The following is a 20,260-nucleotide window of genomic DNA, read 5'->3' as shown; positions in this document are numbered from 1 at the left end:
AAGCGGCGATGAAGCCGCTCCCTCGAGAGAACTCACTTGGTCGGGTTCGGGCCAATGCGCTTGCCATGCGTGACGCGCTCGGGTGCCTTGTGGACATGGGTATAGGCGTAGTCGACGCCCATGCCGTAAGCGCCGGAATGTTCCTTCACGATGGTGGTGACGGCCTCATAGGTTTCGCGGCGGGCCCAGTCGCGCTGCCATTCCAGCAGCACCTGCTGCCAGGTGACGGGAACGCAGCCAGCCTGGACCATGCGGTCCATGGCGTATTTGTGGGCATCGGCGGATGTGCCGCCCGAGGCATCGGCGACCATGTAGATCTCGTAATCGGTGTCGTGCATGCAGGAGAGTGCAAAGGTGGTGTTGCAGACTTCGGTCCAGAGGCCTGACACGACGACCTTCTTGCGGCCGTTGGCGGCGTTCTTCGCTAGCGCGTCGCGAACGTTCTGATCGTCCCAGGAGTTCATCGAGGAGCGTTCGAGAATTGTGTTTTCGGGGAAGACAGCGAGCAGTTCCGGATAGGTGTGGCCCGAGAAGGCTTCGGTCTCGACCGTGGTGATGGTGGTCGGCACCTTGAAGGTTTTGGCAGCCTTGGCGAGGCCGACGACGTTGTTCTTCAGCGTCTGGCGGTCGATGGACTGGACACCGAAGGCCATCTGCGGCTGCTGGTCGATGAAGATCAGCTGGCTGTTCTGCGGCGTGAGGACTTCAAGATATCTGGACATTGGTCGTTCTCCCTGGTCATGAGGCCTTAAAGGCAAGAAACGTGTTGCCGACATGCGTCCATGGAGGGCGTCGGTCGGCATCGCTTCCCCGCAAGAGCGAGGCCGCGTATTGCCGCGAACCTACTTGGCAAAAACCAATTCCGATTGTTTGTTCTCACCCTCTTTTGTCGAAAATTGCCCTGACCTGCAGGGCCGTGTTGAGGCTTCGGAAAACCGAAAACGGGAGGCCGAAAAAGAAGGCCGATAAAATTCTTGTACTCCGCTGTCGGGACGGGCACGGCTCACACGTCTTAGCCATGAACGGAGACCAACAGACCAAAGGAGGACGTTTCATGGTCAAGGTCATTTCACATCTCTGGTTTGCAGAAAGCGCTCGCGAGGCGGTCGAATTCTATGTCTCGCTGGTGCCCAATTCCGCTATCGGCGAGATCACCACCGTGCCGGCGGAAACACCGAGCGGCCCTCCGGGCAGCGTCGAGATCGTCCAGTTTACGCTCGGCGGCCAGAATTTCGTCGCCATGCGGGCCGGGCCGTTCGAACCGTTCAACCATGCCTACTCCGTGCAGGTCATCTGCGAAGATCAGGCGGAGGTCGACCGCATCTGGGATGGCTTCCTTGCCAACGGGGGCACGGCAGAACAATGCGGCTGGCTCAGGGATCGCTGGGGTCTTTCCTGGCAGATCGTGCCCAAGGCGCTGACCGAGATGATGAGCGGTACGCGCAAGGGTAATGCCAGGAAGATGACCGAGGCGATGCTGCAGATGGTCAAGCTCGACATCGCCACGCTTGAAAAGGCGTTTCAGGAAGCCGCCTGATCTTTCGGGAAACGGTATGACGGACGGCAGTCTCGGGAAGGAGGCTGCCGTTTCGATTCCGTCAGTGGTTTTTGAGGGGAAATCATGTAATTGTGATGGCGGGGGCAATTCGAAAACGGGGGTGATTGAATTGGCGTCTCGGCCAAAGATTTCATTGCTTCAAGCCGGTGCGGTCTCGATCGTGCGCATGCGCAGCAATAGCGTCGACCATGACGAAAGCGGGCCGATTCCCCAGGCGGAGGCTTTCAGCGTCATCGCCCAGTTGAAACCTTTCGACAATCATCGCCTCTGGCGCAGCGGCAAGCTCGTCCATGACGGCGGCCATCCGGCAGGCGCGCTGGCGATCACCGATCTTGGGGAAGAATGGCGCTGCCATCATCGCTCCTCCTTCGACAATATGCGCTTCAATATATCCCGGCAGGGGCTTTCCGATTTCAGCTACGAGGCAGGACGCTCGGGGTTTGACGGGCTCGATTGCGGGCAGGGGCAGCTCGATCCTGTTGTGCAGGGGCTTGCCATGGCGCTGCTGCCGGCACTCAGCCAGCCGGCATATGCGAGCGCGCTCTTCATCGATCACATTCTCCTGGCGCTGCAGGCGCACCTGGTGACGCGTTACGGCAAGGTCAATCTGCCTGCAGAGCGTAGCGGCGGACTTTCAGGGCGCCAGCTCAACATGGCGACGGCGTTCCTCGCATCGCTGACGGCGCGGGAGGCGACGATATCGGATGTCGCGGCGCAATGCGGGCTTTCGACCAGCTATTTCATCCGCGCCTTCAAGAAATCGACGGGCCGCACGCCGCATCGCTGGCTGATGGAATATCGGGCGGAGAAGGCGCGGCAGATGCTGCTGGGCACGGCTTCCATCGCCGAGATCGCCGTCGCCTGCGGCTTTGCCGACCAGAGCCATCTCACGCGTATCTTCACCGCACTCAACGGAGTTTCGCCCGGAACATGGCGGCGGGAGCGGCGTATTTAGCTTCGCTCAAGTAAAAGTGACTGGACGGGTTATTTTCAAAACTTGCTGACATTACAAATCCGTAATGACGGGTGGTTACGCTTGCTGCTGGCCGGGGGAAGGTGCGATATTGTCGCATCAGGCGGGACTTGTCGTCCCGTACGCCTCTTTCGACCGACCCTGGACGTAACCTCGAGTCCCTCCGGAGACGTGAATGCCCTTTTGGAAGCAATTTGCATTTTGCATCGTCGTCATTTTGGCCGGCTTTGCCGCCTGGGTTTACTTTGTGCCCGGCGCCGGCGAGACGATGCGCAATGCCGGTATTCCTGACAATATCGTCTCCGTGATCGCACCCAAAGGCGAGGAAGCAGCCGATGCCGGCGCTCAGGCACAGGGTGGGCAAGGTCAGGGTGCTCAGGGGCAAGGGCAGGGCCGTCGGAATGGCGGCGGACGCAATGCTGCCGTACTTGTCGTCACCCAGGCCGTAGTGCAGGGCGTCGTTAACGACCGGCTGAATGCGATCGGCACAGGTGATGCGATCCGCTCCGTTGCGGTCACGCCGCAGGCGACGGGCACGATCCGCGAAATCCTCATCAAATCAGGCGATATGGTCAAGCAGGGCCAGGTTCTCGCCAAGCTCGACAGCGAAGAGCAGGTGATTGCCCAGGGGCAGGCACAGGTGGCGCTGAACAGTGCGCTTGAGAAGTCCAACCTCTATCACAGCATCAAGTCCAGCGTTTCGCGCATGGACGTCTTCGATTCCGAGATCGCCGAGCAGAATGCGCGGCTGCAGCTGCAGGCTGCCGAGCTCAATCTTACGCGCCGCAACATCGTGGCGCCGATCGACGGCATCGTCGGCATCGTGCCCGTCAATATCGGCGACAATGTCACGACCTCGACGCCGATCGTAACACTGGACGACCGCACTGAAATCCTCGTCGACTACTGGGTGCCGGAGCGTTTCGCCAATACCGTTTCCGTCGGCCAGACGGTCGAGGCAACGTCTGTGGCGCGGCCGGGCAAGGTCTTCTCTGGCGTGCTGGAAGCGGTCGACAACCGCATCGATTCGGCAAGCCGCACGCTGCGTCTGCGGGGGCGGATCGACAACGGCTCGGACGAACTGCGCGCTGGTATGTCCTTCGCCGTCAGCATGAAGTTTGCCGGCGATAAATATCCGGCCGTCAACCCGCTCTCTGTGCAGTGGGATGCTCAGGGCTCCTTCGTCTGGCAGGTGACCGACGACAAGTCGCACAAGGTGCGGGTCACGGTCGTCCAGCGCAATCCAGATTATGTGCTTGTTAAGGGCGAGCTGAAGGACGGCGATCTGATCGTCACACAGGGCCTGCAGCGCGTGCGCGAGAACGGCGCGGTGCGGGTGGCAACCGATGTCGCCTCCAACGACAAGGTCGCCGCCCAATGAGCGTGACCGAGATCCACCACGGCAAACCGGAATCCAACAAGGCGACCTTCACCGCGCTTTTCGTGCGGCGGCCGATCCTGGCGCTGGTCTTCAACACGCTGATGGTGGTGGCGGGCCTAGCGGCCTATGTCGGCGTCGAAGTGCGCGAGCTGCCCGATGTCGACCGGCCGGTCGTGACCGTGCGCACCACCTTCGACGGCGCTTCGCCGCAGACGATCGACCAGGAACTGACCAAGGTCATCGAAGGTGCGGTCGCGCGCGTCAGCGGCCTCAAATCCATCTCCTCCAGTTCCCAGTTCGGCCAGAGCCGCGTGACGCTGGAATTTTCCGACTCCATCGATCTCGCAGTTGCCGCCAACGACGTGCGCGACGCGATTGGCCGTATCGCCCAGAACCTGCCCGACGAGGCGGATGCGCCGCAGATCGTCAAGGCGGATTCGGATTCTTCGGCGATCATGCGCCTCGCGGTGACGTCGGACACGCTCAACATGGACGACCTGACGTTGCTTGTCGAAAACGAGGTGGTCGATCGCCTGGCCTCCGTCGATGGCGTGGCCGATGTCGAAGAATACGGCGATCAGGAAAAGGTCTTCCGAGTCGACGTCGATCAGGGCGCGCTTGCAAGCCGCGGGCTGACCATCGGCGATCTCACCAAGGCGCTCGACAATGCCGCGCTCGACGTGCCGGCCGGTTCGCTGAAGAGCCCGATGCAGGATATCGTGGTGCGCGCCACCGCCAGCCTGCAGACACCCGAGGATTTCCAGAACGTCATCCTGCAACACAATGTGCGCCTGGGTGACGTTGCGACCGTGACGCTCGGGCCGCGCGACGGCGAGACAGCACTGCGTTCCAACGGCAAGCCGGGCATCGGTCTCGGCATCATCCGCCAGGCGCAGTCGAATACGCTGAATATTTCCACCGGCATTCACGCTGCTGTCGACCAACTTTCGAAGACGCTGCCGAAGGGCACGACGATCGCGATCACCAGCGACGACGCCGTCTTCATCGATGGCGCGATCCACGAAGTGGTGCTGGCGCTGCTTTTGTCGGCGGTCATCGTTACTGTTGTCATCTATCTCTTCCTGCGCGACTGGCGCGCGACGCTCATCCCCTCCGTCTCGATGCCGGTGGCGCTGATCGGCACGCTGGCAGCGATCTACATGGTCGGCTTCTCCATCAACATCCTGACGCTGCTCGCCATCGTTCTGGCAACCGGCCTCGTGGTCGATGATGCCATCGTCGTGCTCGAAAACATCGTGCGCCGTCGCTCCGAGGGCATGGGACCGCGCGCGGCTGCCGTGCTTGGCACGCGTGAGGTGTTCTTCGCCGTCATCGCGACGACGGCGACACTTGCCGCCGTCTTCATTCCGCTATCCTTCCTGCCGGGGCAGGTGGGCGGCCTGTTCCGCGAGTTCGGCTTCGTGCTGGCCTTCTCGGTCGGCCTATCGTCGATCGTGGCGCTGACGCTGTGTCCGATGCTCGCCTCGCGCCTGCTGACCAAGCCGATGATCGAGGATCACGGGTTGCTCGGCCGTTTCGGCGAGGCTTTCGCCCGCGTCTATAAATGGGCGCTACATGCCTGCCTGAACGCGCCTGTCGTCGTCATCGTCTTCTCGCTCATCTTCGGCGCTGCAGCCGTTGTCGCTTTCGGCACGGTCAAAAGCGAGCTGACGCCGGAAGAAGACCGCGCCATGGTGCAGATGCGGCTGACGACGCCGCAGGGCTCCAGCCTCGAATATACGCGCGACAAGATGCAGCTCGTGGAGGAATACCTCCAGCCGCTCGTCGATAGCGGTGACATCAGGAACGTCTTCTCGATTTCCGGCCAGGGCGGCTCTTCCAACAGCGGCTTCATGGTGCTGACGCTGGCGCCCTGGGGCGAGCGCCACCGCACGCAGGCCGATATCGTCCGCGATATCAACCAGGCGGCCTTCAAGGTGCCGGCGCTGCGCGGCAACGCGATCTCGTCGAACAGCCTGCGTATCCGCGGCGCCGGCAGCGGGTTGCAGATGGCGCTGATTGGCAATGATCACGAGGCGCTGACGGCGGCTGCCGCCAAGCTGGTGCAGCAGCTCGATGCGAGCGGCCAGTACGACACGCCACGCCTGACCAACGAACCGTCGCAGGCACAGGTCTCCGTCGCCATCGACCGCGAGCGGGCCTCCGATCTTGGTATCGACATCACCGGGCTTTCGACCGCCATCCAGTCACTGCTCGAGGGACGTTCAGTGGTCGACGTCTTCGTCGGCGGCGAATCCTATCCGGTGCTCCTGACATCGACGATGCGGCCGATCGACGATCCGACCGATCTCGAAAACGTCTTCCTGAAGACCGGCGACGGCAAGATCGTGCCGATGTCGGTCATCGCCACGCTGAAGGAAGGCTCGGTCGCCCCGCAGCTCAGCCGTGAACAGCAGCTCGCCTCCGTGGCGATCACCGCCGGCCTGAAGGACGGCATGTCGCTCGGCGACGCTGTGAAGAACGTCACGCAAATGGCAGCACCGCTCCTGCCGCCCGGCGCGCGCCTGCTGCCGCTCGCTGAAGCCGCGACACTGGAAGAGAATTCCAGCGGCATGGCGCTGACCTTCGGCTTTGCGATCGTCATCATTTTCCTGGTGCTCGCGGCCCAGTTCGAAAGCGTGCTGTCGTCGCTGATCATCATGTCGACGGTGCCGCTCGGTCTCGCCTGCGCCGTCTTCGCGCTTGTTGTCACCGGCTCCAGCCTCAATATCTACAGCCAGATCGGCCTCGTGCTGCTTGTCGGCGTGATGGCGAAGAACGGCATCCTGATCGTGGAATTCGCCAATCAGCTGCGCGATCGCGGCGAGGATGTGCGCTCCTCCATCGAGAAGGCCTGTGCGCTTCGCCTGCGCCCGGTCATGATGACGATGATCGCGACCATTCTTGGGGGTGTTCCCTTGGTCTTTGCCCATGGCGCCGGTGCGGAAGCGCGCGTGGCGCTCGGCTGGGTCATCGTCGGCGGCCTTGGCTTTGCAACGCTGGTGACGCTGTTCATCACGCCCGTCGCCTATCTCCTGATTGCCCGCTTCGCCAAGCCGCATGCCCATGAGGAAGCGCGCCTGCACGAGGAGATGACGCATGCGACGCGTCCGAAGCCGAGCCCGGAAGAACAGCTTCAGGCTGCTGAGTAAGAGCGCGAACAAGCCTTTTTTAATACTTTCGGAAACGCCCGCCGGGTCTCTTCGGCGGGCGTTTTTATGGTGTATGAAGTCTTGTGAAATAAGATAAATTACTTCTGAACTTTAGCCGTTTTTTAAGCATAATCGGCAATGATTGCGATCAGTACCGGTCGGCCTTCCCCAGTTTTCCCGAGGGCCATTGCGCTGATTTTCCAGCGACGGCGGACATGAATGTTCGCTTGATTTCGGTACATCCTGTTCTGTTGCGTTCTGTTGTGTTTTTGGAGTTCGTACCGTGAGTATTTATCAGCGCACCTCCGTGGATGCGGCGCTTTATGTGCTGCGTGATATCAATCGAAATATGACGGTGACGCAGAACCATATCACGACGGGTCTGCGTGTTGAAAAATCCAGAGATAATGCCGCCTATTGGTCGGTCGCGACGACTGCGCGCCACGACAACAAGGCACTTTCCGCCGTTCAGGATGCTCTCGGCATGGCGGCTGCCACCATGGGAACGGCATCAGCCGGCGTCGACAGCGTCATCGACGTCGTCACCGAGATCAAGGCAAAGCTTGTCGCCGCAACCGAGCAGGGCGTGGACAAGACCAAGGTCGGTGAAGAACTCGAGCAGCTGAAGGCGCAGCTGCGCAGCGTTTCCGAGGGCGCAGGCTTCAACAACGACAACTGGATCATTCTCGACAATACCACGACGCCGACGCAGCCGCGTCAGATCCCGGCCTCCTTCATCCGTAATTCTGACGGTACGGTATCGGTCGGCATGTTGAGCTACCATATCGATATCCCGCCGAGCGGCGCGACCTCCTCCAAGGATGCACGCTATGTGATCGACGATCGGGCGGGCGGCACCGGCGAATATGGCGTGCTGACCTCCGCCTTCTTCGCAACCGAGCTCGGCACCGCGCAGACCTGGGTGCTGACGAAAAGCAAGAACGGCAACACGGCCGGCCAGGTGGAAATCGGCCTGACGGCGAATACCAGCAAGCAGGACCTGAACGAAATGATCAGCGTCGTCGATGCGGCGCTCGGACAGTTGACGACCGTCGGCTCGGCCTTCGGCGCACTGGAAAAGCGCATCAGCTTGCAGGACGAATTCGCCAAGAACCTGTCCGACAACATCACCGAAGGCATTGGTCGCCTTGTCGATGCCAATATGGAGGAGGAATCGAGCAAGCTCAGGGCGCTGCAGACCCAGCAGCAGCTCGGTCTGCAATCACTGAATATTGCAAACGCGTCCTACGATAAGGTTCGTCAGCTCTTCCAGAACTTCTAAGTCCCGAAGCAGCAACATAGCCGCGCGCCAAGCATGCTTGCCGCGCGGTTTTCTTTTCGGAAAGCTCAGGCTTCGGCTGCCTTTGCGGCCATCGTCGCCTTGGCCCACCAGACCAGTTCGTCGAGGGCCATCTTTGCCGTAGGCAGCAGGCTCGTCTCGATTTCCTCGATCGGCTTGTTGCCGAAAGCCGGATGAACAGCCATGAAATCGCCGCCGCCGATATGGACGGCAGCATGGGTGGACACCATCTGCAGTTCCACGCCGATTCCCCTGAGGTGTTCGACCGCACGCGTGGCGCCCGTGCCACCATAGCCGATGGCGGTAAAGGGCTTGCGGTTCCATTCCTTATAGGCCTGATCGAGTGCGTTCTTGAGAGCCGCCGTGATCGAGTGATTGTATTCGGCGACCACGAAGATATAGCCGTCGAAGCGCCCAACCGTTTGCTGCCAGCGGACCGCTTCGGGGTTCTGGCTGGGCATCCACAGGTTTGACGCCATCTCTTCGAAGAAGGGAAGCGGGTGATCGCGCAGGTCGATCAGCTCCACGTCGAAGTCATCACGTGCCTGAGCTTGTTTCAATATCCATTGTGCCGGGGCATCGGCGAAACGGGTGGGGCGGGTGGAGCCGATAATAACGGCGATACGGGGCTTAGAATTCAAAGTAACCTCCTGTATGCTGGTTTCTTACGGTAACCAGATTACGAATGGTTTGCGTGGCCGCACAAGGAGGCACTTTGTTGAAACCAGATAACCATCAGGAAACCGCCCCCTGCGAGGAAGTCGATGGCTGCCAGCAAGTTCGTGCTTGCGATCACATCAGCCGCATGCTGGCGCGCATCAGCGACAAGTGGAGCCTGCTGGTGGTGCGCGTGCTGGGTCACGGGCCGCTGCGTTTCAACGCCTTGCGCCGCGAAGTCGGCGAGATCAGCCAGAAGGTCCTCGCATCGACATTGCGGGAGCTGGAGGAGAACGGCTTCGTTTCCCGGACCGTCACGCCCACCACGCCGCCGCAGGTCGAATATGCGCTGACGGATCTCGGTCGGGAGTTCCTGGATCCGGTTCGGGGGCTCGCCGAGTGGGTCGTTGCAAACTCCGCACGCATGGACGAGGCGCGGGTGGCCTATGCCAAACGCCGCGGGCTCGACTGAGGCAAGCGCCGCGGTTTGCCAATAAAGCTGGTGATATCGGGGCACGGCTGCAACAGGCCGATGTTTTCCATGGGAAATTTAGCTTATCAGATTTGCATCTTCATCTTGTTGCCGCATTCCCTAATATCTGCTCGCACCAGCTTCGAACGGAGAACCTCCTGTCCATGATCAAGAAATTCATCCTTCTGGCCGTTGCGGCGAGTTACCTCTCAGCTTGCACGACGACCGATCCGTATACTGGTGAGCAGAAGGTATCCAACACCGCCGGCGGTGCTGCCCTTGGCGCGCTCGGCGGTGCCCTCGTCGGTGTCGCCGTTGGCGGCGGCGGCCATGGCAAGCGCAATGCGGCGCTGATCGGCGCCGGCATCGGCGCGCTCGCCGGTGGTGCGATCGGTAACTACATGGACCAGCAGGAAGCCGAGCTTCGCGCCCAGCTCGAAGGCACCGGCATCTCCGTTACCCGCCAGGGCGACAACATCATCCTCAACATGCCGTCGAACATCACCTTCGATATCGACCAGGATGCGGTGAAGCCTGGCTTCTATCCAACGCTGAATTCTGTCGCGATCGTGCTGCGCAAGTTCAACCGCACGCTCATCGACATCAACGGCCATACGGATTCCACCGGCAGCCTGCAGCATAACCAGGACCTGTCGCAGCGCCGCGCGCTGTCCGTTGCCGATTATCTCGGCGGCCAGGGCATCGACCAGCGCCGCGTTTCGGCCGTCGGCTACGGTCCGTCGCAGCCGGTCGCTTCCAATGCGACCGAAGCCGGCCGCGCCCAGAACCGCCGTGTCGAAATCCAGATCGCGCCGATCACCCAGGGCTGATCGGTTGCATTCAGACGACAAAAAGGCCAGGTCATTGCCCGGCCTTTTTTCGTTTCCGGCCGTTTGCCTCAATGCTGCATCGTCGCGCCCTTGGTGATCTTGTCGACGATCTTCTTGTCGGCGCGCAGCGCAATGCCAACGACCTTGGCATCATCGGGAGTGTATTCGGCGAAGACGGCGCGATTGGCGGCATCATGGCCGGTTGCAAACATCTCCTCGATGAAGATCGAGGAGGTCACCTCGCGCTCCAGCGCGCGGCGGTGGATCGTCGATATCGTCGCTTCGTCGGCCGACAAGACGATGATCGGCTGGATGGATAGCGGGTTGTAGAGATTGCCGGCACGATCCTTGTAGGGCTCGCCGATGATTTCAGGATATTGCCCGGCGATACCTGTCGAAAGGAAGGCCGTGACATTCAGCTTCTGCCAGCCGGCAAGATTGTTTCGCAGGACGATCGCAATTTTGGTATCAAACATTCCAGTCTCTTTCATCAGGGTATCGGAAACGCATTGAGCCAGGATCTAACGCCGCAGGTCTTCGAGGGTCTTGAACGTTTGTGCGAGCCGCAAGGGGGCAGCGGCATACTGGCCGCGCCCGCCGGCAGCGGCATCCTGACTGCGCCGGCCTTTCCGGGCATCGAGCGCATCGAGGCGCAATTCTCAGGCAATGTCTTCGAACCGCACCGGCACGATACCTATGCGCTCGGCGTCACCCTTCATGGTGTGCAGACCTTCACCTACCGCGGCGAGCGGCGCTTCAGCATGCCGGGGCAGGTGATCGTTTTGCATCCCGACGAGGAGCATGACGGCGGAGCGGCGACGGAGGCCGGGCTGCATTACCGCATGCTCTACATGGAGCCGGCGCTCCTGATGGAATGCCTTGAGGCGGAAAAGATCGGCCTTCCCTTCGTCGATCAGCCCGTGATTGCCGACGGCGCGCTGGCGCAATTGCTGCTCGCTGCACTCGGCGAACTCGATCGGGAACTGGACGAGCTTTTCGTCGACGATTTCGTCAGCCGCGTGGCGGGCGGCCTGTCGCGCCATTCGCAGGTGCGCCTCCGGGCTCTCGGCGCCGTTGCCTGGAGGCAGGTGCGGGCGGCGCGCGATTATCTGGAGGCGCATGCTTTGAGGCCAGTGCGCTCCGGCGAGCTGGAGAACGTTACCGGCCTCGATCGTTTCACTCTGTCACGGCATTTCCGCACGGCTTTTGCCACCAGCCCGCACCGCTACATGCTGATGCGGCGGCTGCAGCAGGCAAAGGCGCTGATGGGCGAGGGCGAAGGTTTCGCCGATGTGGCGGCCGCCACGGGCTTTGCCGATCAGGCGCATTTCATCCGGCACTTCAAGAAGGCCTATGGGGTGACGCCTGGACGATGGGTGGGGCTTCAGCGGACAGCGCAGGTCAGCAATGGCGGCGTATCATAGCGCTTGGCGCGAACGGGAAAGTTCGGCTTCACGCCATTGCAGCCATTGCTGTCTCAATTTGCCTCTAGATAGGCCGATGGTTTCTTCGAGAACCTTGAGATCGAGAATGCGTTCGGTGCGAAAATGGCGAAAGGCCTGTTTCGATTCGCACCACGCAATCAAAAGACAGCGCGCATCCTCATAGCCTAGGAGCACCGGCCACACGATACGGCTGGTTACCGCTCCATTCGCGGCGCGATATTCAAGCTCAATCTTTCGCCCCTCCCTGATCGCCCGCCGGACTGGACGGCTGTCGAGCGTCAGGCTGTCCATGACCTCGCCAGGTTTCAGGCTGACCGAAGGTTCGGCAATGAAGGGAAGAAGGTGGTCCGGTACGGTTGATGCAATCTTTGCGATGACATCTCTGGCCGCAGCGTTGATGGCCGGGTCACCCAGCTTCGCCACCATCTGAACGCCCAGTAGAACAGCCTCGATTTCCTCTGCAGTCAGCATCAGCGGCGGCATATCGTATCGTGGGTCGAGGACGTAGCCAAAACCAGCTTCCCCTTCGATAGGAACGCGCTGGCCAATCAGGTGGGCAATGTCACGATAGACGGTTCGTCGCGCGACCTCGAGTTCGTCCGCAAGCTGCGCCGAGGTGACCGGGCGGTTTGACCTTCGAAGAATCTGAATGATCTGAAAAAGCCGTTCCGCTTTTCGCATGGCTGGTGACTCCTGCTGCCACAACGCTGGCAGGACGACTATGTCACAAGAGCAGGCAAAGAGATCATTACGCTGAAGGAGAAAATGATGAAACTCGCATCCACCCGTCTCATCGCTTCGGATATCGAAAGCATGGTGGCCTTTTATGAGCTCGTGACGGGCTATCGCGCGGACTGGCTTGCTCCCGTCTTTGCCGAGATCGTCACACCCGGTGCCGTCGTGGCAATAGGGAGCGCGGAAACGGTCGCGCTCTTCAAGGAGGGCAGCGCGGAGCCACGCGCCAATAAAACCGCCATTCTTGAATTCATGGTATCGGACGTCGATGCTGAATTCGCTCGGCTCAAGGATCATGTCGAGGTGGTGCATGAACCCAAGGATTTGCCGTGGGGAAATCGCACGGTTCAGTTCTCCGACCCGGAGGGCACCCGCGTGGCGCTTTATACACCCGTTACCGAGGCTGCGAGACAACGCTTCAGCGGTCGTTAACTCGCCTGCGGGCAGTGGCAGCGGCAACCGGCTTTGCCGATCAGGCGCATTCATCCGGCATTTCAAGAAGGTCTATGGGGTCACGCTAGAGCGCTGGGTGGGGCTTCAGCGGTTTTCTGCGGCAACGGTCAGCAATGGTAGTTTGTCACAGTCTTTTTTCGTGGCGCAGACCTGAAAATAAGGGCCGGATCCGTTGGCCTGATATGATCTCGTCTCCTGCGTGGATTTCGAAATCCTGCCTCGTCCAGCGGACGACAGGCGCGGCCGGCCACCGTATTTATCCGTAAAGTGGCATTATCATATGCATTGCGCATGCCTACAGTAAGAAAGCTTGATGACATAACTTGCCTCCCGGATCCGAGCTATCGGCATGAGCCGAAAGCTCTCTCCAGTATGACGCCTGGCTGTGCAATCAGCAGCCGGTGAGACAGGGAAAAGGTTCAAGGCGCAACTATGTCTTCAAATGATAAACCACTTATCGCAATTGTCGGTGCAACCAGCAAACAGGGCCGTAGCGTCGCAGCGACGCTCCTTCGCAGCGAACGTTTCCGCGTACGCGCCTTAACCCGAAAAAAGGATTCACCCGAGGCTTTAAGTCTGGAGAAACTTGGAGCTGAAATTGTAACAGTCCCTCTCCAGCTTGGTTTCCAGAAGGATCTCGTTGCTGCCTTCGAAGGCGCGGACGGGGCATTTCTGATGACGCCGCCCGTCATGCCACCGGAGACAATAGAGGCTCCCATCGGCCGCCAACTGGCGGATGCAGCGGTTGAGGCAGGTGTCGGACATATTGTTTTCAGCACGCTCGAGAATGTCGACGCCATCTCCGGCGGGACGAAGTATGCTCCGCATTTCACCGACAAAGCGCGCGTTGCAGACTATATTCGCGGTCTGCCGATCTCTTATTCCTTCGTCATCCTGGCATTCTTCTACACGAATCTTCTCGAATATTATCCGCCGCGCATGGAAGGTGATACGCTCCTGCTGCCGATTTATCTTCCTGAAGATTTTCGAGCGCCTTTCGTCGATCCGCTCACGGCGACCGGGCCGGCTGTGCTGGAAATTTTCTCAAATCCCGAGTGCTACAACGGGAAAACGCTGCCTATCGTCGGCGATATCATCTCTCCGCGCGAGATGGTCGAAACTTTCCGAGAGGTAACCGGCATCAAGGCAGAATATCGAGATGCTTTCACCAGGGACGGCCTGCTGCAGCATTTTCCGGAGTTTGCCGCCAACGAGTTTCTCGTGCGAGAGCTTCTGGGGATGGTCGAATATGCTGTCGAATATGGTTATTTCGGCAGGGAGCATGATCTGGAATGGAGCCGTCGCCTGGATCCCGACGCGCTCGACTGGGAACAGTATCTTCGGACCACGGGCTGGCGCGGCGACAAGCGATCTTTCGGGGTCTGAGTCACGATGGTCGGATTCCCGGCAGTTTGGAAATTTCGGCGACAAGAAAATCGGTGAGAAGGCGAACGCGGGCAATAGCGGAACGCTCGGGCACGATGAGCAGGCTTAGCGGCACCGGCGACGGACGATAGTCTTCGAGCACGACCTCGAGCCGACCGTTGTCCAGGAGATCGTGGACCAGCCAAAGGTGGGCGGGACCAATGCCGCGTCCTGCGGCCAAGGCTTCGCGCGCCGCAAGCCCGTGATCGACGCGCAGCTTCCCATTGACTGGAACCGTCACATTCACGCCATGGCGGGAGGAGAGAGTGACCTGATCGCTCCCGGCTATATTGGACATGATGACGGTTTCGTATCGCGAGAGATCGTCCGGGTGCTCCGGCCGCCCGTGGGCGGAGAAATACGCTGGAGCGCCTACCATCAGCCGATGGCTTTTTCCGAGCGCATGAAGCTTCATGGAGCTGTCGGTGAGAGGCCCAAGCCGGAGCGCCACATCAACGCCCTCGCGAACCAGGTCGATGCGCTCGTCGGTTAGGTTGAGATCGACGCTGATATCCGGATGCTGGTCCTGAAATTCGAAGATGAGGCGGGTGATGTGCATCACGCCAAGCGCTGCAGTACACGAGAGCCTGACAGCGCCTGCGGCCGCCCGACGGGCATTTCTGGCTTCTTCGGTAGCCTGCTCGACCAGGCGTAATACCTGAAGGCAGTTGGCATAATAGCGGCTGCCTTCGTCGGTAAGGGTGACGCGACGCGTGGTCCGGCTGAGGAGAGGTACGCCGACTGCGTCCTCGAGCTCATTGAGGTGCCGCGTCACGGTTGATTGACCGACACCGAGCTCCTTTGCCACCGTAGACAGGTTGCCCCGCTCGGCAACGCGAACAAAGGTGCGCATCCTGTCGAGAGACAGTCCCGTGTTATCCATTTTTCAGCACGGTGATGGTCATTCAACCAATGTAGGGAATAACCGGGCCTGCGACTAGTCAAGCATGGGCAGAACAGTTCGCTTTCGACGGCTTCACATGCCGACGATTTCGCGACCTCAAGCGGCATTTTCCGCAAGATCGGAGCGGCGGGCGATGAAGCGGGCGAGCGCCGGGCCGATCAACAGGATCATCATGAAGCGGCCGGTCTGCATGGCCATGACGAAGGGCACGTCGACATTGCTGGACGCGGCAATGATGGCGACGGAATCAGCACCGCCGGGGCTGGTCGCGAGATAGGCGGTGAGCGGGTCGATGCCGGCGAATTTGTGGAGTGCCACCGCCATGCAGCCGCAGAGCGCCATCAGGATGATGATGGAGGCGGAAACGCGCGGCAGGGCGCGGGCGGCGTGTTTGATGATCGAGCTGGTAAAGCGCAGGCCGATGCTCCAGCCGATCAGTGCGTAGCTGAGCGCCAAGATCCAGGTGGGTAGTTCGATCTTCAACAGGCCGAAGCCCTGCAAAAGAGCGCCGCCGATCAGCGGGATAACGATATTACCGCCCTGGATGCGGAAGCGGAAGACGGCGTAGCAGCAGAGGGCGGCGAAGGCGACAGTCATGGCGAAGGCCGGCCAATCGACCGGCGGGAAGAAGATAACCGGCGGCGGCTCTTCGCCATCGGCGGCAATCCAGAGGCGGGAGATGACGGAAGCGCCGACGGCGACGAACACGACGCGCAGATATTGCATGAAGGCGACGAGGCGGGCATCTGCCCCATAGGCCTCCGACATGATGACCATGGCCGAGGCGCCGCCGGGCGTGGAGCCCCAGACGGCGGTCGTGCCCGGCAAGACCTGCCAGCGCGTGAGCAGCCAGCCAAGACCGGCGGCAATGGCGATCACCGAGACGATGAAGACGAAGAAGAGCGGCGCGTCCTTGGCCATGGTGCCGAGGATATCGGGCGTGATGTTGCGCGCCATCAAGAGGCCGACCAGCACTTGGCCGAACTGCAGCGGCCAGTAGGGGATGCGCAGCTGCCCCTTGCCGACGGTGAGCGCCAGCCCGATGGCCGCGACCATCGGGCCGATCAGCAGCGAGGCGGGCAGCGCGAAGAGTTCGAGGAAAAGGACGAGAACGGCCGACAAGGCGAGCAGCAATGCCCATTTGGGCAGGCTCGCTTTCTGATGGAAGCTGCTTGCGTCCAAAATTGTGATCCCCGAACTTTTCGACCGGAGCGAGCCCGAAGGCGAAGGTGGGAGGAGGCCCCGGCAGTATGAAGAGGCCGGCTGCGAGGGCCGGCAGGCGCAGACCCGATATAGGCGCGCGGTGGCCAATGGGTCAATTGCGGAATCTGACCTTTGTGCTGCTAAAGGCGGATGTGTTTCGCGAGGAAATCAAGCAGGGCGCGAACGCGTGCGGGAAGAGGGCCGCCCTGGCCGATATAGACGGCATAGAACTCCTCGACATCGCCGGGATTGAGTTTTTCCAACACGGGAACGAGCCGACCGGCAGCGATATCGGTACGCACGGTGAATTCTGTCATGCGGGCAAGGCCGGCACCCGAGAGCGCGAGATATCGCATAGCCTCGCCATCGCCGACCTGAAGGCCGGGGGTGAGGGGAATGGTGATCGTCTCGCCGGCATCAATGACCGGCCAGCCTTCCAGTGCGCGGGCATAGGAAAAGCCGATGCGGCGGTGATTGCGCAGTTCTTCGGCCGAGCGCGGTTTGCTGTGTCGCTCAAGATAATCGGGCGAGGCGACGATGATCTTTCTGGCAGCGCCGAGCTTGCGAGCGATCAGGCTCGATGTCTTCAGCGGGCCGGCCCGGATTGCGACATCGGCACGCTCTTCCAGCAGATCGACCACCTTGTCGGTATGGGTGATATCGAGGGTGACATCCGGATGCTCGGCCATGAAGGCCGGGATCAGCGGCGCCAGAACATGATTGCCGAAGGAGCCGCTGGTGTTGATGCTGATGCGGCCCGCGGCCTGTTCTCCGGCCGAGGCGAAACGCTCAGCCTCCGATATATTGGCGAGGATCGCGACACTGCGCTCGTAGAAGGCGCAGCCTTCGGGCGTCAGTTGCAGCTTGCGCGTCGAGCGGTTGACGAGGCGGGCGCCGAGCCTGGTTTCCAGCCGGGCGACCAGCTTGCTGACGGCTGACGGCGTCATGCGCCGCACCTGGGCCGCAGCGGAAAAACCGCCGCGCTCGACGACGCTGACGAAGACTTCCATTTCGCCCGATCGATTGATGTCCTGACGGCTCATGATGAATTCAAATCACAGATGATATGCTCCAAGGCAATCTATATCATCGTTCTGGCCGGGTCTATCTCTTCAGAAAACAGGAGATTGAATCATGGAATACAGAAATCTAGGCGCATCGGGCTTGAGGGTTCCGGTGCTGAGCTTCGGGGCCGGCACCTTCGGCGGCAGCGGGCCGCTCTTTGGCGCTTGGGGCACGACGGATGCGCAAGAGGCGCGGCGGATGGTGGATATCTGCCTGGAGGCCGGTGTGACGCTGTTCGATACGGCGGACGTCTATTCGGCCGGTGCTTCCGAGGAGGTGCTGGGGCAGGCGATCTCCGGAAAGCGCGACGCGGTACTGGTCTCGACCAAGACGGCGCTGCCGATGGGCGAGGGACCGAATGATTGGGGCACCTCGCGGGCACGGCTGATCCGCGCGACCGAGGATGCGCTGCGCCGGCTCGGCACGGACTATATCGACCTCTTGCAGCTTCATGCCTTCGATGCCTCGACTCCTGTCGAAGAGGTGCTCGCTACGCTCGATGGGCTCGTGGCCGCTGGCAAGGTTCGCTACGTCGGTGTTTCCAATTTCTCCGGCTGGCAGCTGATGAAATCGCTTGGGCTGTCGGAAAAATATGGATACCCGCGTTACGTGGCACATCAGGTCTATTATTCGCTTGCCGGGCGGGATTACGAATGGGAGTTGATGCCGCTTGCCGCCGATCAGGAGGTGGGTGCATTGGTCTGGAGCCCGCTCGCCTGGGGCCGGCTGACCGGCAAGATCCGCCGCGGTGCGTCGCTGCCCGAGGGAAGCCGTCTGCACCAGACTGCCGAATACGGCCCGCCCGTCGATGACGAGAAGCTTTTCGATATCGTCGATGTGCTGGATGAAATTGCCGCCGAGACCGGCAAGACCGTACCGCAGATCGCCATCAACTGGCTGATCGGCCGGCCGACGGTTTCAAGCGTCATCATCGGCGCGCGCAACGAGGAGCAGCTCAGGCAAAATCTCGGCGCGGTCGGCTGGAGGCTGACGCCGGAGCAGATCGGGCGGCTGGATGCGGTGAGTGCTGTGACGCCGCCCTATCCCTATTTTCCCTATTATCGGCAGGAGGGCTTTGCGCGGCTCAACCCGCCCGCGGTCCCTGCAACAAAGATGGGATGAAATCTTCCCGAATCTTGGCTGGACAGCCGCTTTGACTTGCCGCATACCCGGCCTGCTACAGATGCTGTAGCAGGCTGTGGAATGCAGGGAGATCAACGGCATGGCACTGCGCGACGCGAAGACTGGGGTGCGAAACGAGGCGGGCATAGAGGCCGTCATCGGCATTCTGAAACAGCGCTTCGGAGAGCGCTTCCAGACCGGCCAGGCTTTTCGCGCCCAGCATGCTCACACGACCACCTACATTCCCGCCCAACTGCCCGACGGCGTGCTCTTTGCCGAGACGGCTGACGATGTGAAGACCGCTGTGCGGGCCTGCGCCGATCATAAAGTGCCTGTTATCGGCTTCGGCACCGGCTCCTCGCTTGAGGGGCAGGTCAACGCGCCAAATGGCGGAATTTCCATCGATTTCAGCCGAATGAACCGGGTGCTTGAAGTCAATCCGGAGGATCTCGATTGCACGGTCGAGCCGGGCATCACCCGCGAAGCGCTCAACATCCATCTGCGCGATACCGGCTTGTTCTTCCCGATCGATCCCGGCGCCAACGCCTCGATCGGCGGCATGACCTCGACACGGGCGTCCGGCACCAATGCCGTTCGCTACGGAACGATGAAGGACAATGTGCTTGCCGTTACGGCAGTGACCGCCTCCGGCGAGGAAATCCGCACGGCGCGGCGGGCGCGCAAGTCGTCGGCCGGTTACGATCTCACACGGCTTTTCGTGGGTGCGGAAGGCACGCTCGGCATCCTGACCTCGGTGACGCTGCGCCTGCACGGCATTCCGCAGAAGATCGCCGGAGGTGTGTGCGCCTTCCCGAGCGTCAAGGCTGCCTGCGACGCCGTCATCATGACGATCCAGATGGGCATTCCGGTGGCGCGTATCGAGCTTGTCGATGCGCTGCAGATGCGTGCCAGCATCGCCTATGCCGGTCTTCCCTATGAGGAGAGCCCGGCGCTCTTCCTCGAGTTCCACGGCACGGACGAGACGGTGGCTCTGCAATCGGCCGCCTTTGCCGAGATCGCGGCCGAATGCGGCGGCGGCGAATTCAAGTGGGCGGCGACCCCGGAGGAGCGCACCAAGCTCTGGAAGGCGCGCCATGATGCCTACTGGTCGGTGCGCGCGCTCGCGCCCGGACTTGCCGTACTTTCGACCGATGTTTGTGTTCCGATATCGCGGCTTGCGGATTGCGTTGCCGAAACGCAGGCCGATATCGAGGCGAATGGTTTGCTGGCGCCGATCGTCGGCCATGCGGGCGACGGGAACTTCCATGTGCAGCTTTTGTTCGACGACAAGAGTGCCGCGGGGATTGCCACGGCCGAGGAGTTCGTGGCCCGGCTGAATGTGCGGGCGCTGGCAATGGATGGCACATGCACCGGCGAACACGGGATCGGGCAGGGGAAAATGGCATTTCTAGAACAGGAGCTCGGGGGTACGGTGGACCTGATGCGCCAGATCAAGCGCTCGCTTGATCCTGACAATATCCTCAATCCCGGCAAGATTTTTCATCTGGGCTGAAAATGGAATAATCTCATGATCTTGGCCCTTGCCCCCGGCATGAATAGCGCTAGTGTCGGCAACAGAATCCCG

The 20,260-nt window shown here is 61.0% G+C and carries 19 protein-coding genes; 12 read left to right on the top strand and 7 right to left on the bottom strand.

Features of this window, described 5'->3' with window-relative positions:
• Positions 1 to 32: 32 nt before the first annotated feature.
• Positions 33 to 722, bottom strand: coding sequence for a hydrolase (locus AC1DTN_RS11380; RefSeq protein ID WP_477920941.1), 690 nt, complete (start codon positions 720 to 722; stop codon positions 33 to 35).
• Between the two features lie 332 nt (positions 723 to 1,054).
• Here AC1DTN_RS11380 and AC1DTN_RS11375 point away from each other — a divergent pair, with 332 nt between their 5' ends.
• The 5 genes from AC1DTN_RS11375 to AC1DTN_RS11355 all read left to right on the top strand — a co-directional run bounded on the left by AC1DTN_RS11375 (position 1,055) and on the right by AC1DTN_RS11355 (position 8,346).
• Positions 1,055 to 1,537: a VOC family protein gene (locus AC1DTN_RS11375; protein WP_113325516.1), complete on the top strand. Its 483-nt coding sequence runs from the start codon at positions 1,055 to 1,057 to the stop codon at positions 1,535 to 1,537.
• Between the two features lie 187 nt (positions 1,538 to 1,724).
• On the top strand, positions 1,725 to 2,513 hold the full coding sequence (locus tag AC1DTN_RS11370; RefSeq protein ID WP_113325520.1) for a helix-turn-helix domain-containing protein: 789 nt from the start codon (positions 1,725 to 1,727) through the stop codon (positions 2,511 to 2,513).
• A gap of 193 nt (positions 2,514 to 2,706) precedes the next feature.
• Positions 2,707 to 3,912: an efflux RND transporter periplasmic adaptor subunit gene (locus AC1DTN_RS11365; protein WP_477920939.1), complete on the top strand. Its 1,206-nt coding sequence runs from the start codon at positions 2,707 to 2,709 to the stop codon at positions 3,910 to 3,912.
• A complete protein-coding gene (locus AC1DTN_RS11360) occupies positions 3,909 to 7,064 on the top strand; it encodes an efflux RND transporter permease subunit (RefSeq protein ID WP_477920937.1) in 3,156 nt (1,051 codons plus the stop codon). Before AC1DTN_RS11365 ends, AC1DTN_RS11360 begins: the two co-directional genes overlap by 4 nt.
• Before the next feature lie 283 nt (positions 7,065 to 7,347).
• Entirely contained in the window at positions 7,348 to 8,346 is a 999-nt protein-coding gene (locus tag AC1DTN_RS11355; protein WP_113325513.1) for a flagellin N-terminal helical domain-containing protein, read from the top strand.
• 65 nt (positions 8,347 to 8,411) lie between these two features.
• Here AC1DTN_RS11355 and AC1DTN_RS11350 read toward each other — a convergent pair whose 3' ends face one another.
• Positions 8,412 to 9,005, bottom strand: a complete 594-nt coding sequence (locus AC1DTN_RS11350) for an NAD(P)H-dependent oxidoreductase (protein WP_113325512.1) — start codon at positions 9,003 to 9,005, stop codon at positions 8,412 to 8,414.
• A 77-nt stretch (positions 9,006 to 9,082) separates the two neighbouring features.
• Between AC1DTN_RS11350 and AC1DTN_RS11345 the strand changes: the two genes are divergently transcribed.
• Together AC1DTN_RS11345 and AC1DTN_RS11340 are read left to right on the top strand one after the other, a co-directional pair.
• On the top strand, positions 9,083 to 9,493 hold the full coding sequence (locus AC1DTN_RS11345) for a winged helix-turn-helix transcriptional regulator (RefSeq protein WP_113325511.1): 411 nt from the start codon (positions 9,083 to 9,085) through the stop codon (positions 9,491 to 9,493).
• 164 nt (positions 9,494 to 9,657) lie between these two features.
• Positions 9,658 to 10,323 (top strand): YiaD family glycine zipper/OmpA-like lipoprotein, encoded by a 666-nt coding sequence (locus AC1DTN_RS11340; RefSeq protein WP_113325510.1) that lies wholly within the window; start codon positions 9,658 to 9,660, stop codon positions 10,321 to 10,323.
• A gap of 68 nt (positions 10,324 to 10,391) precedes the next feature.
• Here AC1DTN_RS11340 and AC1DTN_RS11335 read toward each other — a convergent pair whose 3' ends face one another.
• Positions 10,392 to 10,799, bottom strand: coding sequence for a DUF2000 family protein (locus tag AC1DTN_RS11335; RefSeq protein ID WP_113325509.1), 408 nt, complete (start codon positions 10,797 to 10,799; stop codon positions 10,392 to 10,394).
• A 33-nt stretch (positions 10,800 to 10,832) separates the two neighbouring features.
• On the opposite strand from AC1DTN_RS11335, the gene AC1DTN_RS11330 reads away from it, so the two are divergent.
• Complete coding sequence (locus AC1DTN_RS11330; protein WP_477920935.1) at positions 10,833 to 11,747, top strand: AraC family transcriptional regulator; 915 nt, start codon at positions 10,833 to 10,835, stop codon at positions 11,745 to 11,747.
• On the opposite strand, the gene AC1DTN_RS11325 is transcribed toward AC1DTN_RS11330, so the two are convergent.
• The gene (locus tag AC1DTN_RS11325; RefSeq protein ID WP_439017254.1) at positions 11,742 to 12,449 is read right to left on the bottom strand and encodes a helix-turn-helix transcriptional regulator; all 708 of its coding nucleotides are present in this window, start codon (positions 12,447 to 12,449) and stop codon (positions 11,742 to 11,744) included. The two genes, AC1DTN_RS11330 and AC1DTN_RS11325, sit on opposite strands and share 6 nt — an antisense overlap.
• Before the next feature lie 87 nt (positions 12,450 to 12,536).
• Between AC1DTN_RS11325 and AC1DTN_RS11320 the strand changes: the two genes are divergently transcribed.
• Positions 12,537 to 12,935 carry a VOC family protein gene (locus AC1DTN_RS11320; RefSeq protein ID WP_310389447.1) on the top strand — a complete coding sequence of 133 codons (399 nt, stop codon included), beginning with the start codon at positions 12,537 to 12,539 and terminating at the stop codon, positions 12,933 to 12,935.
• Between the two features lie 453 nt (positions 12,936 to 13,388).
• Complete coding sequence (locus tag AC1DTN_RS11315) at positions 13,389 to 14,342, top strand: NmrA/HSCARG family protein (protein ID WP_439015902.1); 954 nt, start codon at positions 13,389 to 13,391, stop codon at positions 14,340 to 14,342.
• Position 14,343: 1 nt separating this feature from the next.
• Here AC1DTN_RS11315 and AC1DTN_RS11310 read toward each other — a convergent pair whose 3' ends face one another.
• The 3 genes from AC1DTN_RS11310 to AC1DTN_RS11300 all read right to left on the bottom strand — a co-directional run bounded on the left by AC1DTN_RS11310 (position 14,344) and on the right by AC1DTN_RS11300 (position 17,531).
• Entirely contained in the window at positions 14,344 to 15,264 is a 921-nt protein-coding gene (locus AC1DTN_RS11310; protein ID WP_477920933.1) for a LysR family transcriptional regulator, read from the bottom strand.
• Between the two features lie 117 nt (positions 15,265 to 15,381).
• Positions 15,382 to 16,476, bottom strand: a complete 1,095-nt coding sequence (locus tag AC1DTN_RS11305; RefSeq protein ID WP_477920992.1) for an AbrB family transcriptional regulator — start codon at positions 16,474 to 16,476, stop codon at positions 15,382 to 15,384.
• Positions 16,477 to 16,628: 152 nt separating this feature from the next.
• Positions 16,629 to 17,531 carry a LysR family transcriptional regulator gene (locus tag AC1DTN_RS11300; RefSeq protein ID WP_439015900.1) on the bottom strand — a complete coding sequence of 301 codons (903 nt, stop codon included), beginning with the start codon at positions 17,529 to 17,531 and terminating at the stop codon, positions 16,629 to 16,631.
• Positions 17,532 to 17,622: 91 nt separating this feature from the next.
• Between AC1DTN_RS11300 and AC1DTN_RS11295 the strand changes: the two genes are divergently transcribed.
• Entirely contained in the window at positions 17,623 to 18,675 is a 1,053-nt protein-coding gene (locus tag AC1DTN_RS11295; protein WP_113325501.1) for an aldo/keto reductase, read from the top strand.
• 100 nt (positions 18,676 to 18,775) lie between these two features.
• Complete coding sequence (locus AC1DTN_RS11290; RefSeq protein ID WP_477920932.1) at positions 18,776 to 20,188, top strand: FAD-binding oxidoreductase; 1,413 nt, start codon at positions 18,776 to 18,778, stop codon at positions 20,186 to 20,188.
• Positions 20,189 to 20,260 lie beyond the last annotated feature (72 nt).

The sequence above is a fragment of the Rhizobium sp. 01T444 genome (assembly GCF_056398305.1).
The sequence above is the reverse complement of the archived record's forward strand: the minus strand, read 5'-3'. Positions and strand labels throughout refer to the sequence as shown.

Bases quoted from the DNA above. Each gene is read 5' to 3' on its own strand.
- AC1DTN_RS11380 (WP_477920941.1), bottom strand. From the start codon at position 722: ATGTCCAGATATCTTGAAGTCCTCACGCCGCAGAACAGCCAGCTGATC.
- AC1DTN_RS11375 (WP_113325516.1), top strand. From the start codon at position 1,055: ATGGTCAAGGTCATTTCACATCTCTGGTTTGCAGAAAGCGCTCGCGAG.
- AC1DTN_RS11370 (WP_113325520.1), top strand. From the start codon at position 1,725: ATGCGCAGCAATAGCGTCGACCATGACGAAAGCGGGCCGATTCCCCAG.
- AC1DTN_RS11365 (WP_477920939.1), top strand. From the start codon at position 2,707: ATGCCCTTTTGGAAGCAATTTGCATTTTGCATCGTCGTCATTTTGGCC.
- AC1DTN_RS11360 (WP_477920937.1), top strand. From the start codon at position 3,909: ATGAGCGTGACCGAGATCCACCACGGCAAACCGGAATCCAACAAGGCG.
- AC1DTN_RS11340 (WP_113325510.1), top strand. From the start codon at position 9,658: ATGATCAAGAAATTCATCCTTCTGGCCGTTGCGGCGAGTTACCTCTCA.
- AC1DTN_RS11335 (WP_113325509.1), bottom strand. From the start codon at position 10,799: ATGTTTGATACCAAAATTGCGATCGTCCTGCGAAACAATCTTGCCGGC.
- AC1DTN_RS11325 (WP_439017254.1), bottom strand. From the start codon at position 12,449: ATGCGAAAAGCGGAACGGCTTTTTCAGATCATTCAGATTCTTCGAAGG.
- AC1DTN_RS11320 (WP_310389447.1), top strand. From the start codon at position 12,537: ATGAAACTCGCATCCACCCGTCTCATCGCTTCGGATATCGAAAGCATG.
- AC1DTN_RS11315 (WP_439015902.1), top strand. From the start codon at position 13,389: ATGTCTTCAAATGATAAACCACTTATCGCAATTGTCGGTGCAACCAGC.
- AC1DTN_RS11310 (WP_477920933.1), bottom strand. From the start codon at position 15,264: ATGGATAACACGGGACTGTCTCTCGACAGGATGCGCACCTTTGTTCGC.
- AC1DTN_RS11300 (WP_439015900.1), bottom strand. From the start codon at position 17,531: ATGAGCCGTCAGGACATCAATCGATCGGGCGAAATGGAAGTCTTCGTC.
- AC1DTN_RS11295 (WP_113325501.1), top strand. From the start codon at position 17,623: ATGGAATACAGAAATCTAGGCGCATCGGGCTTGAGGGTTCCGGTGCTG.
- AC1DTN_RS11290 (WP_477920932.1), top strand. From the start codon at position 18,776: ATGGCACTGCGCGACGCGAAGACTGGGGTGCGAAACGAGGCGGGCATA.